Source organism: Litchfieldella rifensis (assembly GCF_042646605.1).
Lineage (GTDB): Bacteria > Pseudomonadota > Gammaproteobacteria > Pseudomonadales > Halomonadaceae > Litchfieldella > Litchfieldella rifensis.
The window spans coordinates 37,311-50,523 of record NZ_JBHRUG010000029.1 but is presented as its reverse complement, the minus strand read 5'-3'; the positions used below and the strand labels follow the sequence as shown (position 1 = coordinate 50,523).

Genomic DNA, 13,213 nt, shown 5'->3' with positions numbered 1-13,213 from the left:
CGGTCTCTCAGCGCTGGACCAGCCACAGGCTACGGTAGGGCCTGAGTTCTCTCGTCTGATCCTTCCATGGGGCGTCCTCCAGCAGATCGAACCAGTCACCGGCGTCGAGCTCCGGCAGGTCGAGCGGCTGGCGCTTGTCGGTGACGTTGTAGATCGCCAGCAAGCGGCGGCCATCGGGTAACGGGCCACGCTCGATGGCGAGCAGGGTGTCGGGGGTGTCGAGTACCCGCTGCGGCGCTTCGGGGTGGAAGCAGGGTTCGCCGCGACGGATCGCCAGGCGGCGCTTCAGGGCCAGGAAAACCTCGCGGGTCGGGGTATTGCGGCTGTCGAGCAATTCGTCGAGTTCCTCCTTGTGCCAGCGGCGGCGATTGATGGAGCGCAGCCGGCCGCTGCGCTCGATGCCCTCGTGGTCGTTGAGGGTGGCGGTCAAGGAATGCAGATAGAGTGCCGGGATGCCCTGCAACGCCATCATCAAGTGTTGGCTGCACAGGAAACGCTCGACCTGCCAGGGATCGGGGCCGCGGCGGGTGCCCTTGAGCGCCTCGAAATAGGTGATGTTGATCTCGTAGGGCGAATCCGTGCCGTCGGCATCGGTCTTCATGCTGACGAAGCCGCCGAAGCGGTGCATCAATTCCAGCAGGCCGCCGATTTCGTGCTCGGGCAGCAGGCCTTCCAGTGCACGTACACCGATGCCGTCATGGCTGGCGGTGAAGTTCAGATAACTGCAACCGGGGGGCAGGGCCGGCAGGCTCTTCAGCCAACCCGCCAGGGTGGCAGCCTCGCCGCTGGTCAGGGTATGCACCAGCAACGGGGGAAGGGTGAACTGGTAGACCAGATGCGCCTCGTCAGGCCCACCATGCTCGTCATCCCGCCGCTCCAGCCCCAGGTAGCTGAGGTTCTCGCGGTGCGGCACGTTGGTTTCGGTGACCAGCAGGGTTCCCGGGACCATGAAGTCGACAGTGGCGCGCAGCAGGCGCACGATAGCATGGGTCTGGGGCAGATGGATGCAGGAACTGCCGACCTCCTTCCACAGGTAGGCGATGGCATCGAGGCGAATGATACGAGCGCCTTGTTCGATGTAGTAGAGCAGGATGCCGATGAACTCCAGCAACACATCGGGGTTGGCGAAGTTGAGGTCGATCTGGTCGTCGGAGAAGGTCGCCCACAGGTGCCGGGTGCCGCGGCGGGTGGCGACAGGCACCAGTAGCGGCGTGTTGCGCGGCCGGGTCACTGCCGAAAGATCTGTCCCCGGGTCCATCTCGATGAAGTAGTCGCGTCCCGGCTGGCTGCCGGCCAGGTAGTCGACGAACCACAGCGATTCGCGCGAGACGTGATTGATCACCAGGTCGACCATGAGGTCGTGATGACGGGCCAGATGGCGGATATGCGACCAGTCGCCCAGTGCCGGACTGACTTCGCGGTAGTGAATCACCGAAAAGCCATCGTCGCTGCTCCAGGGAAAGAAGGGCAGCACATGCACGCCACTGAAGGTATCGCCGAGGCGACTCTCGATAAAGCCGTCGAGTACCTCGAGCGGTGGACGCTCCCCGTCGAGCAGGGTATCTCCATAAGTGATCAACCACTGATCCTGCTCGCTCCATAGCACGCCCGAAGGAGAGACCGAGGCATCGCCGAGCGCACCGCTGTGGTGCGCGAGCAGCGTCAGCAGGCGCCGCAGCACCTCATCGGCGCGTGGGCCATAGATTTCGGCCAGGCGATCGGCCGCCAGTGCGATAAAGGCGTCTTCGTCCAGATGGCGACCGGTGGTGGGAGGAAGCGTCGAGGACATGGGCAACTCCGGACAGGAGGTTGAGCGACGGAATTTCCCCTAGTCTTGCAGAAGCCGTGCCAGCCATGCACCCAACGAGGCGATGCGGCTGGGCGGGATGCAGGCAACTCGTTACAATACAACGATAAACAATGCCGGATGCTAGCCGATGCACTGTCCTTTCTGTGGTACGCATGACACCAAGGTTACCGATTCGCGCCTGGTGGCGGAAGGCGACCAGGTGCGTCGACGCCGTCAATGCGTCGCCTGCGGCGAACGTTTCACTACCTATGAAACCGCCGAACTGGTCATGCCGCGGGTGGTCAAGGCCGATGGCTCGCGCGAGGTCTTCGACGAGGTCAAGCTGCGGGCGGGCATGTTGCGAGCACTGGAAAAACGCCCGGTCAGTGCCGAGTCCTTCGAAGCGGCGGTGGAACGCATGCGCCAACGCCTGCGAGCGCGTGGCGAGCGTGAGGTCGAGTCCCGCGAGATCGGCGAGGAGGTGATGCGGGCCCTGAAACGTCTCGATCAGGTAGCCTACATCCGGTTCGCCTCGGTCTATCGGCGTTTTCAGGACATCGACGAGTTTCGAGCCGAGATCGACCGGCTCGCCCAGGAGCCACATTTCCCCCCCAATGACGACCAGTGATCGCCATGCCCAAATTGACACCTGAATCCTGGATGGCGCGGGCGCTGACGCTGGCGCGCCGCGGTCTCTATACCACCGATCCCAACCCGAGGGTTGGTTGCGTGCTGGTCAAGAACCGCCGCCTGGTCGGCGAAGGCTTTCATGTCCGGGCCGGCGAGCCGCATGCCGAGATTCACGCCTTGCGCGCTGCCGGTGATGACGCCAGTGGGGCGACGGCATATGTCACCCTGGAACCTTGTTCTCACCAGGGGCGCACCGGGCCCTGTGCTCGGGCACTGATAGAGGCCGGTGTGAAGAAGGTGGTGGCGGCCATGCAAGACCCGAATCCGCAGGTTGGCGGACGCGGTTTCGCCATGCTCCGCGAGGCCGGCGTCGAGGTCGAGTGCGGGTTGCTCGAGAAAGAGGCGCGGGCACTCAATCCCGGTTTCATTGCCCGCATGAGTCGTGGGCGCCCCTATGTGCGTCTGAAGATGGCCATGAGCCTCGACGGGCGTACCGCCATGCGCTCGGGAGAGTCGCAATGGATCACCGGCCCGTCGGCGCGTACCGAAGTGCAGCGACTGCGAGCGCGCTCGAGTGCAGTGATCAGCGGTGTCGAGTCGATCATCTTCGACAACTCGCGGCTCACCGTGCGCGCCGAGCAGTTGCAACTGGAGGACGCGAAGGCCATCGCCCGACGCCAGCCGCTGCGCGTGGTGGTCGATTCACGCCTGCGCCTGCCCCTGGCGGCGGCATGTCTTCGCGAACCGGGGCGTACCCTGGTGGCGACCTGTAGCCGGGAGGGCAAGCGCCGCCAGCGGTTGGAAGCGGCCGGAGCCGAGGTGCTGGTGTTGCGGTCGGGGGATGAAGGCCGCGTCGATCTCGACGCCTTGCTGGCCTACCTGGCCGGAGAGGAACAGGTCAATGAGGTGCTGCTGGAGACCGGTGCGACCCTGGCCGGGGCCATGCTGGATGCCGGACTGGTCGACGAAATCCAGCTATTCATGGCGCCGACCCTGCTGGGTGGCAACGCCCGGCCACTGTTTGCCTTGCCGGGGCTCGAGCGCATGGCGCAGCAGCGGCCGCTGGATATCGACGATATCCGCGCCATCGGGCGCGACTGGCGCATCATCGCCCGACCCGCGGCGATAAGCCGTAAGCCGTAAGCCGTAAGCCGTAAGCTGTAAGCTGTAAGCTGTAAGCAAAACCCTATGGGCGCCGAGGTGGCGTATTTTACTTACAGCTTACGGCTTACAGCTCGGATACTGGCGCCCGGCGCCGCGCCAAGGTGCTCACTACTGGCGCCCGACGCCGCGCCAAGGTGCTCACTACTGGCGCCCGACGCCGCGCCAAGGTACCCTGAGCGCCGACTGAAGTGAGGCGTTGGTAAATGGCAACTCGGCCGGCAAGCCGTGTCGCGAGCCGGCAACACCTCGCACCAATGTGATTCGGAGACTCCATGGCGCATTCATCCCAGGATTCGGCCCCCGCTAACGAGGCGACGCAGGCAACCGGCCTGGCGCGAGTCGAGGACCTGATCGAGGACATTCGGCAGGGCAAGATGGTGATTCTCATGGACGATGAGGATCGCGAGAATGAGGGTGATATCATCATGGCCGCCGAAAAGGTGCAGGCCGAGCATATCAACTTCATGGCTCGCCATGCTCGTGGCCTGATCTGCCTGCCGATGACCCGTGAGCGCTGCGAGCGGCTCAAGCTGCCGCTGATGGTGCGTGACAATGGCTCGGGGTTCGGCACCAAGTTCACCCTGTCCATCGAAGCCGCCGAGGGTGTGTCGACCGGCATTTCCGCCGCCGACCGGGCACGCACCGTGCAGGCCGCCGTGGCGCGCGACGCCCGCCCCGAGGACATCGTCCAGCCGGGACATGTGTTCCCGTTGATGGCCGAGCCGGGCGGCGTGCTGCGTCGTGCCGGACATACCGAAGCCGCCTGCGACCTGGCCGCCATGGCGGGGCTCGCCCCCAGTGGCGTGATCTGCGAAGTGATGAGCGATGACGGCAGCATGGCGCGGCGTCCGGAGCTCGAGCGTTTCGCCGCCGAACACGGCCTGAAGGTCGGCACCATCGCTGACCTGATTCACTACCGGATCCATAACGAACAGACCGTCGAGCACCTCGAAGCCAATCCGGTGACGACCGCCTTCGGGGAGCTGACGCTGCATGTGTTCCGCGACAGCATCCAGGGCGCGCATCATCTGGCGCTGGTCAAGGGACGTCCCGATCCTCAGCAGCCGACCACCGTGCGCGTGCACCTGGCCGAGCCGCTGCGCGACTTGTTGACGCTGACCAGGCCCGGTAGTCAAAGTTGGACCGCCCAGGGAGCACTGGCCGAGATCGCCAAGGTGAATGCCGGCGTCTTCGTGCTGCTCGACGATGGCCGGCCGCATCAGGATTTCAAGGATCAGCTCGACGTCCTGCTGGAGCGCAAGCGGGCACCGCGTACCAGCGATTCCGACGGCGCCGGCAACTATCTGACCATCGGTACCGGGTCACAGATTCTGCGTCATCTCGGGGTGGGCAAGATGCGCCTGCTCAGCTCGCCGTGGAAGTTCTCGGCGCTGTCCGGTTTCGATCTCGAGGTCGTCGAACGCCTGAGTCCCTGATATACAGCAGGCATCCGGCCTCGGCCCGCTGGGCCAGAGTGTCGCCCTTGACCGGGGCCTCGTGACAGGCCCCCTTTATGATGTGTCCCATGGGCACGCTGCAGATTAAGCAGGATTGGATACCATGCAACCTATCTCCCAAGTCGAAGGCAGCTTCACCGATGTCGATGGTCGCTACGTGATCGTGGTGGGCCGCTTCAACCACCATGTGGTCGATAGCCTGGTGGAAGGCGCTGTGGATAGCCTGGTGCGTCATGGCGTGGATGCCGAGCATATCGATATCGTTCACGTACCGGGCGCCTGGGAGCTGCCGCTGGCGGTCAAGCGGGTCTTGAAGGTCGCCAGGCCGGATGCCGTCATTGCCCTGGGGGCGGTCATTCGTGGTGGCACTCCGCATTTCGAATACGTGGCAGGCGGTTGCAATGCGGCACTCGGCAACCTGCAGCTCGAATTCGACACGCCCATCGCCAATGGTGTACTGACCGTGAACTCCATCGAGCAGGCCATCGAACGTTCCGGCACCAAGGCTGGCAACAAGGGCGCCGAGGCAGCCATGGCGGCGATGGAAATGGTCTCGCTGCTGCGTTGCTTCGCGCAAGACGGAGGTGAGGCATGAGCCAATCGCATCGCGCCCCGTCGAAGGCACAGCAGGCACGCCATGCGGCCCGTGAGCTCGCCGTGCAGGGGCTTTACCAGTGGCAACTGACCGGCAAGCCGATCTCCGTGGTGGAAGCCGAGTTTCGTAGCCAGATCGCCGACGACGACCTGGAGGATCACGAGAACTGGCATAAGGTGATGGAAATCGCCGACCTGGCACTGTTCCATGAACTGCTGCATAACGTGGTGCGCTTCCAGGCCGATCTCGATGCCACCATCGCCCCGGTACTCGACCGTCGCCTGGAAGATCTCGATCCCATCGAGTTGGCGATCCTGCGGTTGGGGACCTATGAGCTGTCGCGGCGCATGGAAGTGCCCTATCGGGCGGTGATCAACGAAGGCGTGGAGCTCGCCAAGTCCTTCGGTGCCACCGACGGTCACAAGTACGTCAATGGCATTCTCGACAAGCTAGCGGCACGCTTGCGCTATTCCGAGGTCAGCGCGCGTCGCTGACATGTCCTGGACGATGCCTAGCCAGATGTCCAGCGAGTTCGAGCTGATCGCCCGCTACTTCTCTCGCCAGCCCGCTGACGACAGCGTGCAGTTGGGAGTGGGAGACGATTGTACCCTGTTGCAGCCCAGCCCTGGGCACTGGCTGGTCGTGAGCGTGGATACCTCGGTCGTCGATGTACACTTTCCCGCCGCAGCGCCGGCCCATGCCATTGGCCATCGGGCGCTGGCGGTCAGCCTCAGTGATCTGGCGGCGATGGGGGCCACGCCGCGCTGGTGCCTGATGGCATTGACGCTCCCCGAGGCGCAGGACGACTGGCTCGCCGACTTCGCGCGAGGCTTCCATGAATTGTGCGATGCCAGTGGCGTGTCATTGGTGGGTGGCGATATCGCCCGCGGTGAATTGAGCATCGGCGTTACCGTGCATGGCGAGTTGCCGCCAGGTACGGCGTTGCGGCGCAATGGTGCCCGAGCGGGCGACGTGCTGGCGGTGACCGGTACCCTCGGCGGTGGGCATGGCGGTTTGCGGGCCTGGCAGGATGGCGAGCGCAATCTCGATGATCCCTTGCTGGCCGCCTATCTGTTGCCCCAGCCCCGTATCGCCGCCGGGCAAGCGTTGCGCGGGGTGGCCACGGCCGCCATCGATGTCTCCGATGGCCTGCTGGCGGACTTGCGTCATGTGTGCGAGGCGTCTGGCGTAGGGGCCGATCTGGATGGCGAGGCCTTGCCCCTGGCGCCCGGCCTGGTCGAGCGCCTGGGCGAGGAAGAGGCCTATCGCGCCGCCCTGGGCGGTGGCGACGACTATGAACTGCTCGTCAGCTTGCCGCCCTCCGCTGTCGACGAGGCGCGTGCACGCCTGGAGGCGCTGGGTGTTCCCCTGACCGTGATCGGCAGTCTTGCCGCCGAGCCGGGCATCCGCGGGGTGGCCGATTCGATTCCGAGTGGTTGGCTGCACTTTCGCGGGGACACTCCATGAATCGCGCTCCCGCGAGCGTCTGGCGGCGTCCCACGCATTTCCTGGCCTTTGGCCTGGGCAGTGGCGCCGTGCCCTGGGCGCCGGGGACTTTCGGCACTCTGGCAGCGATTCCCGTCTATTGGCTGATGTCCGACCTGCCGCTGGGCTGGTACCTGAGCCTGGTCAGCGTGGCCATGCTGATCGGCATCTGGTTGTGTGACAAGACCTCGCGAGATCTAGGGGTGCACGACCACTCGGGGATCGTCTGGGACGAATTCGTCGGTTACTGGCTGACCATGGCGGCGGTGCCGTTTTCCTGGGAAGCGGCATTGTGGGGGTTTGTCGTCTTTCGCATCTTCGATGTCTTCAAGCCCTGGCCCATTCGTTGGGCCGACCGCCGGGTGGCCGGTGGCTTCGGTATCATGATCGATGATGTCATGGCCGCTCTTTATGCGTGGGGGAGCATCCACTTGTGGTTATGGCTGCATTGAGAAAAGACACTTCCTGACGAGGAGATCCATGCGCAAGGGACTGTTCGTTGTTATCGTCATCGCGGTGCTGGGGGTGGGGTATCTGGCTGCCCAGGCCACCTCCAGCCTGCTCTTCGAGCGTGAGCTCGAGCGCATCGTGAATCGTCTCGATGCGCGCAGCGATCTTCAGGTCGAGCGTCGTGGGGTCGAGCAGGGCTGGTTCGCGTCGCATGGCGAGATCGTCGTGACGCCACGGCTCGACAACGGCTGGCGGATCGAGCTGCCGTACACCGCGCGTCATGGACTTCTCTCCACGCGTGCCGATGGCAGCCTGATGCCGATCCTCGCCGAGGAGGCGGTCCCGCTGTTCGGCGAGCGCCTGCCCGCCACGCCGCCACGCTGGCATGCCAACTATCGAACCCTGTCCAACGACATGACGGTACGTGTCGACCTGGCGGCGTTTCGAGCCACCGAGGGCGAGCGACAGTTCGATTTCCAGGGCGGCGAACTGGTGCTCGATGGTCGCCAAGACGATCTGCAGGTGCAGGCCCGTGTCGGGCCTCTGCAGGTCGAGCAAGGGGAGAGCGCCCTGCTGGTGGAGCCGCTGACCCTCGAGACCCGTTACCGGGCCGGCACGGGCCAGCGACCGCCGCGCTGGTCGCTGGAAACCTTGCGCGTATCGAGTCCTTCTCTCGGCCTGTCAGTCGATATCGTCGGTGAACTGCGCTTCACGGGCGGTGACTGGGGTGAGTTCAGGCTGACCGACCTGGAGAGTGCCGCCGGTCGGAAGCATTGGCGATCGCGTCTCGACGGTCACTTCACCTGGACGGCTCCGCCGCCCCTGGTAGCCATGCAGCTTGGCCTGCCGTTGGATACCGAGCGCCTGACGATCGAGATCGAGGCCGGTGAAGTGACGGTCAATGGACGCCCATTGCCATCATTCCCTTAGCGATGTTGTCGTTACCGTGGTTGACGGATTATCGTGAACACACCTTAGGTGCTTGAAGTTCGTCATCAGCGCCCGCATTCCAGTACCCAACGCGGTCAACGGACCTCTCGATACAGGATGCATGATGAGCGAGCACGACGACGACCTATATGATGATGTCATTTCCGAAGCTTCCGAGGATGAGGAACAGCGTCACGACTCCCGTCAGAGTGGAGCGGTGGTTCCTACCCAGGATTATCTGCCGGAACACCTTTATCTGCTGCCGATCCACAATCGACCCTTCTTTCCCGCCCAAGTACAGCCTTTGGTGATTCATCGCCCGCGCTGGGAAGACACCATGCAGCGGGTGACCGATACCCCCCATCATACTCTGGGGGTCGCTTTCGTCGGTGATGCCGGGGTCGAAAATCTGAGCTTCGACCAGTTTCCCGAGATTGGTACCGCCGTGCGCGTGCACAAGGTGCAAGGCGAGGATGAACAGATTCAGTTCATCGCCCAGGGTATGCGGCGCTTCCGTATCGTGCGTTGGCTATCGAAGAAGCCACCGTACCTGGTCGAGGTCACCTATCCGAGAGAGCCGGTCAAAGCCGAGGAAGACGAGACGCGGGCCTATGCCATGGCACTGATCAATGGCATCAAGGAGCTGCTGCCGATCAACCCGCTCTACGGCGAAGAGCTCAAGAATTACTTGAATCGCTTTAGCCCGCACGAGCCAGGGCCGCTGAGCGACTTCGCCGCGGCCATCACCTCGGCCAAGGGTCCCGAACTGCAGGAGATTCTCGAGACGCTGCCGGTGATGGAGAGAATGCAGAAGGTACTGCCGCTGTTACGCAAGGAGATCGAGGTCGCCCAACTCCAGAGTGAGATCAGCGAGCAGGTCAATGCTCAGATGCAGCAGCGTCAGCGCGAGTTCTTCCTGCGCGAACAGCTCAAGATCATTCAACGTGAACTGGGCATTTCCAAGGACGATCGCGAGAACGATGTCGATACCTTCCGCAAGCGTCTCACCGAACTCCAGGTGCCCGAGCGGGTCATGGAGCGGATCGACGACGAACTCGACAAGCTCTCGGTACTGGAGACCGGGTCGCCGGAGTATGGCACTACCCGCAATTACCTGGATTGGTTGACCTCACTGCCCTGGGGCATCACCAGCCAGGATCAGCTCGACCTCAAGCATGCGCGTCAAATTCTCGACCGCGACCACGATGGTCTGGACGACGTCAAGGACCGCATCATCGAATTTCTCGCCGAGGGCACCTTCAAGGGCGATGTCGGTGGCTCGATCCTGCTGCTGGTCGGTCCGCCCGGGGTCGGCAAGACGTCGGTTGGGCGCTCCATCGCCGAGGCGCTGGGGCGTGAGTTCTACCGTTTTTCGGTGGGTGGCATGCGCGACGAAGCCGAGATCAAGGGCCACCGCCGCACCTATATCGGGGCCATGCCCGGCAAGCTGGTGCAGGCAATCAAGGAAGTCGAGGTCGAGAACCCGGTAATCATGCTCGACGAGGTCGACAAGATGGGGCAGTCCTTTCAGGGTGACCCGGCCTCGGCATTGCTCGAGGTACTCGATCCGGAGCAGAACATCGACTTTCTCGACCACTACCTGGACGTGCGCCTGGACTTGTCCAAGGTGCTGTTCGTGTGTACCGCCAACACCGTGGATACGCTTCCCGGGGCGTTGCTCGATCGCATGGAGCAGATTCGCCTGTCGGGTTATATCGCCGAAGAGAAGCTGGCCATCGCCAGGCATCACCTGTGGCCCAAGCTATTGAAGCGCGACAAGATCCCCAGGAAGCGCATCAACCTCACTCGGGCCGCGCTCAAGCAGGTGATCGAAGGCTATGCGCGTGAGGCCGGCGTACGTCAGCTCGAGAAGCAACTCCACCGCATCGTGCGCAAGGCAGCGGTCAAGTTGCTGGAGAGCGAGCAGCAGACGGTCAAGATATCGGTCAACAACCTCGAGGAATTCCTCGGCGCGCCGTTGTTCCGCAAGGAGCAGGTGCTCAAGGGGGAAGGGGTGGTCACCGGGCTGGCCTGGACCGCCATGGGCGGGGCTACCCTCCCGGTGGAAGCCGGCAAGGTGCATGCCCTGGATCGCGGCTTCAAGCTGACCGGCAAGCTCGGTGATGTCATGCAGGAGTCGGCCAATATCGCCTACAGCTATGTCCAGGGCCACCTGGGGGAGTTTGGCGCCGATGCCGACTTCTTCAACGACGCCTTCATCCACCTGCACGTCCCGGAAGGCGCCACGCCCAAGGATGGTCCCTCGGCCGGGGTGACCATGACCACGGCCTTGCTGTCGTTGGCTCGCCACCAGTCCGTCGATCGGCAACTGGCGATGACCGGCGAGCTGACCCTCACCGGCCAGGTGCTGCCAGTGGGCGGCATTCGCGAGAAGATCATCGCTGCACGGCGCAGCGATATCTTCGAGGTGATCCTGCCCGACGCCAACCGCCGCGACTACAACGAACTGCCGGACTTCCTCAAGGACGGCATGACGGTGCATTTCGCCAAGCGCTATCAGGATGTGGCCAAGGTGGTATTCGGCTAAGTTCAGCTACGAGCTACGAGCTACGAGCTACGAGCTGTAAGCTGTAAGCTGTAAACTATAAACCCGAAGCCCGAAGCCCGAAGCCCGAAGCCCGAAGCCCGAAGCCCGAAGCCCGAAGCCCGAAGCCCGAAGCCCGAAGCCCGAAGCCCGTCATCTGGCCAGCCGCCCTCGGTCGTGCCAGAATCAACGGCCAACCTGGACACCGAGACCGTCGGCCCATTCCTCCCCGAGCGAGGGTGGGCCAAGACGGCGCAAGCGCATAGAGGACAGCATGCCCGAATATCGTTCCCGCACCACCACCGCCGGCCGCAATATGGCCGGCGCCCGCGCTCTGTGGCGTGCCACTGGCATGAAGGACGATGACTTCCACAAGCCGATCATTGCCGTGGCCAACTCCTTCACCCAGTTCGTACCCGGGCACGTGCATCTCAAGGACATGGGACAACTGGTGGCCCGCGAGATCGAGAAGGCCGGTGGCGTGGCCAAGGAGTTCAATACCATCGCGGTGGACGATGGCATCGCCATGGGCCATGACGGCATGCTCTACTCGCTGCCGAGCCGCGACATCATCGCCGACAGCGTCGAGTACATGGTCAACGCCCATTGCGCCGACGCGCTGGTGTGCATCTCCAACTGCGACAAGATTACCCCGGGCATGCTGATGGCCGCCATGCGCCTCAACATTCCGGTGATCTTCGTTTCCGGCGGCCCCATGGAAGCGGGCAAGACCAAGCTGCTCGACCACGGCCTGGACCTGGTGGACGCCATGGTCATGGCCGCCGATGATTCGGTGGACGATGCCACCCTGGCCGAGGTCGAGCGCAGCGCCTGCCCGACCTGCGGCAGCTGTTCGGGCATGTTCACCGCCAACTCGATGAACTGCCTGACCGAGGCGCTGGGTCTGGCGCTGCCGGGCAACGGTACCGTGCTGGCCACCCACGCCGACCGTCGTCGGCTGTTCGAGACTGCCGGGCATCGCATTGTCGAACTGGCCAAGCGCTACTACGAAGGCGAGGAGGCACACCTGCTGCCCCGGGCCATCGGCTCCCAGGCGGCGTTCAGGAACGCCATGACGCTGGACATCGCCATGGGTGGCTCCACCAACACCATCCTGCATCTGCTGGCCGCTGCCCAGGAGGCAGAGATCGACTTCACCATGGCCGATATCGACCGGCTGTCGCGGGAAGTGCCCCAGCTGTGCAAGGTCGCGCCCAATACCCAGAAGTATCATATCGAGGATGTGCACCGCGCCGGCGGGATCATGGCGATCCTTGGCGAGCTCGACCGCGCCGGGGTGTTGGATACCCGGGTTCCCACCGTCTACGGGGATACCCTCAAGGACGCCCTCGACGAGTGGGACATCATGAGAAGCCCGTCCCCCGAGGTGGTGGAGTTCTTCAAGGCCGGCCCCGGTGGCATTCCCACCCAAACGGCGTTCTCGCAGAGCGCGCGCTGGCCGAGCCTGGACGGCGACCGCGCCACCGGTTGCATCCGCGACCTCGAGCACGCTTTCTCCCGGCAGGGCGGACTGGCGGTGCTCTACGGCAACATTGCGCGTGACGGCTGCGTGGTGAAGACCGCCGGCGTCGACGACTCGATTCTGGTCTTCGAGGGCCCGGCCCACGTGGTCGAGTCCCAGGATCAGGCGGTGGAGCACATTCTTCAGGGCAAGGTGACCGAAGGCGAGGTCGTAGTGATTCGCTACGAGGGACCCAAGGGTGGACCGGGCATGCAGGAAATGCTGTATCCGACCTCGTACCTGAAGTCGAAGGGCTTGGGCAAGGCCTGTGCATTGCTCACCGACGGGCGCTTTTCCGGTGGTACCTCGGGGCTGTCGATCGGCCATGTGTCGCCGGAAGCCGCGGCGGGCGGCGCCATCGGCCTGGTCGAGTCCGGCGACATCATTCGCATCGACATCCCTGGCCGTGCCATCGATGTCAAGTTGTCCGACGCGGAATTGGATACGCGCCGCAAGGCCATGGAGGATCGAGGCAGTGGGGCCTGGAAACCCGGCATCCAACGTGACCGAAAGGTGTCGGCGGCACTCAAGGCCTATGCGCTGCTCGCTACCTCTGCCGACAAGGGTGCGGTGCGCGATCTGACCAAGTTGGATTGACATCACCAAGCCAGACAGCACAAAACGAGGCCCGCACCTGTTGGTGCGG

At 63.9% G+C, this 13,213-nt stretch carries 11 protein-coding genes; 10 read left to right on the top strand and 1 reads right to left on the bottom strand.

The annotated features are described in order from the left end of the window. Positions 1–7 precede the first annotated feature (7 nt). Positions 8–1,789, bottom strand: a complete 1,782-nt coding sequence (locus ACFOEV_RS14710) for a sugar phosphorylase (RefSeq protein ID WP_386775232.1) — start codon at positions 1,787–1,789, stop codon at positions 8–10. 148 nt (positions 1,790–1,937) lie between these two features. On the opposite strand from ACFOEV_RS14710, the gene nrdR reads away from it, so the two are divergent. The 10 genes from nrdR (at position 1,938) to ilvD (ending at position 13,164) form a co-directional block, all read left to right on the top strand. Beyond that, positions 1,938–2,417, top strand: a complete 480-nt coding sequence (gene nrdR, locus ACFOEV_RS14705; RefSeq protein WP_386775230.1) for a transcriptional regulator NrdR — start codon at positions 1,938–1,940, stop codon at positions 2,415–2,417. 5 nt (positions 2,418–2,422) lie between these two features. Then, complete coding sequence (ribD, locus tag ACFOEV_RS14700) at positions 2,423–3,562, top strand: bifunctional diaminohydroxyphosphoribosylaminopyrimidine deaminase/5-amino-6-(5-phosphoribosylamino)uracil reductase RibD (RefSeq protein WP_386775228.1); 1,140 nt, start codon at positions 2,423–2,425, stop codon at positions 3,560–3,562. 293 nt (positions 3,563–3,855) lie between these two features. Next, the gene (ribBA, locus tag ACFOEV_RS14695) at positions 3,856–5,019 is read left to right on the top strand and encodes a bifunctional 3,4-dihydroxy-2-butanone-4-phosphate synthase/GTP cyclohydrolase II (RefSeq protein ID WP_386775226.1); all 1,164 of its coding nucleotides are present in this window, start codon (positions 3,856–3,858) and stop codon (positions 5,017–5,019) included. A gap of 124 nt (positions 5,020–5,143) precedes the next feature. Further along, positions 5,144–5,635, top strand: a complete 492-nt coding sequence (ribH, locus tag ACFOEV_RS14690; protein WP_386775224.1) for a 6,7-dimethyl-8-ribityllumazine synthase — start codon at positions 5,144–5,146, stop codon at positions 5,633–5,635. Further along, the gene (gene nusB, locus ACFOEV_RS14685) at positions 5,632–6,129 is read left to right on the top strand and encodes a transcription antitermination factor NusB (RefSeq protein ID WP_386775222.1); all 498 of its coding nucleotides are present in this window, start codon (positions 5,632–5,634) and stop codon (positions 6,127–6,129) included. Before ribH ends, nusB begins: the two co-directional genes overlap by 4 nt. Positions 6,130–6,154: 25 nt before the next feature. Then, the gene (gene thiL, locus ACFOEV_RS14680) at positions 6,155–7,102 is read left to right on the top strand and encodes a thiamine-phosphate kinase (protein WP_386775221.1); all 948 of its coding nucleotides are present in this window, start codon (positions 6,155–6,157) and stop codon (positions 7,100–7,102) included. Continuing rightward, the gene (locus tag ACFOEV_RS14675; protein ID WP_386775219.1) at positions 7,099–7,572 is read left to right on the top strand and encodes a phosphatidylglycerophosphatase A family protein; all 474 of its coding nucleotides are present in this window, start codon (positions 7,099–7,101) and stop codon (positions 7,570–7,572) included. Before thiL ends, ACFOEV_RS14675 begins: the two co-directional genes overlap by 4 nt. Positions 7,573–7,600: 28 nt before the next feature. Beyond that, a complete protein-coding gene (locus ACFOEV_RS14670) occupies positions 7,601–8,500 on the top strand; it encodes a DUF945 family protein (protein ID WP_386775217.1) in 900 nt (299 codons plus the stop codon). Between the two features lie 124 nt (positions 8,501–8,624). Continuing rightward, on the top strand, positions 8,625–11,048 hold the full coding sequence (gene lon, locus ACFOEV_RS14665; RefSeq protein ID WP_386775215.1) for an endopeptidase La: 2,424 nt from the start codon (positions 8,625–8,627) through the stop codon (positions 11,046–11,048). 271 nt (positions 11,049–11,319) lie between these two features. After that, the gene (gene ilvD, locus ACFOEV_RS14660; protein WP_386775213.1) at positions 11,320–13,164 is read left to right on the top strand and encodes a dihydroxy-acid dehydratase; all 1,845 of its coding nucleotides are present in this window, start codon (positions 11,320–11,322) and stop codon (positions 13,162–13,164) included. Positions 13,165–13,213 lie beyond the last annotated feature (49 nt).

Bases quoted from the DNA above. Each gene is read 5' to 3' on its own strand.
- nusB (WP_386775222.1), top strand. From the start codon at position 5,632: ATGAGCCAATCGCATCGCGCCCCGTCGAAGGCACAGCAGGCACGCCAT.
- ACFOEV_RS14670 (WP_386775217.1), top strand. From the start codon at position 7,601: ATGCGCAAGGGACTGTTCGTTGTTATCGTCATCGCGGTGCTGGGGGTG.
- ribBA (WP_386775226.1), top strand. From the start codon at position 3,856: ATGGCGCATTCATCCCAGGATTCGGCCCCCGCTAACGAGGCGACGCAG.
- thiL (WP_386775221.1), top strand. From the start codon at position 6,155: ATGTCCAGCGAGTTCGAGCTGATCGCCCGCTACTTCTCTCGCCAGCCC.
- ACFOEV_RS14710 (WP_386775232.1), bottom strand. From the start codon at position 1,789: ATGTCCTCGACGCTTCCTCCCACCACCGGTCGCCATCTGGACGAAGAC.
- ribD (WP_386775228.1), top strand. From the start codon at position 2,423: ATGCCCAAATTGACACCTGAATCCTGGATGGCGCGGGCGCTGACGCTG.
- ribH (WP_386775224.1), top strand. From the start codon at position 5,144: ATGCAACCTATCTCCCAAGTCGAAGGCAGCTTCACCGATGTCGATGGT.
- nrdR (WP_386775230.1), top strand. From the start codon at position 1,938: ATGCACTGTCCTTTCTGTGGTACGCATGACACCAAGGTTACCGATTCG.
- ilvD (WP_386775213.1), top strand. From the start codon at position 11,320: ATGCCCGAATATCGTTCCCGCACCACCACCGCCGGCCGCAATATGGCC.
- ACFOEV_RS14675 (WP_386775219.1), top strand. From the start codon at position 7,099: ATGAATCGCGCTCCCGCGAGCGTCTGGCGGCGTCCCACGCATTTCCTG.
- lon (WP_386775215.1), top strand. From the start codon at position 8,625: ATGAGCGAGCACGACGACGACCTATATGATGATGTCATTTCCGAAGCT.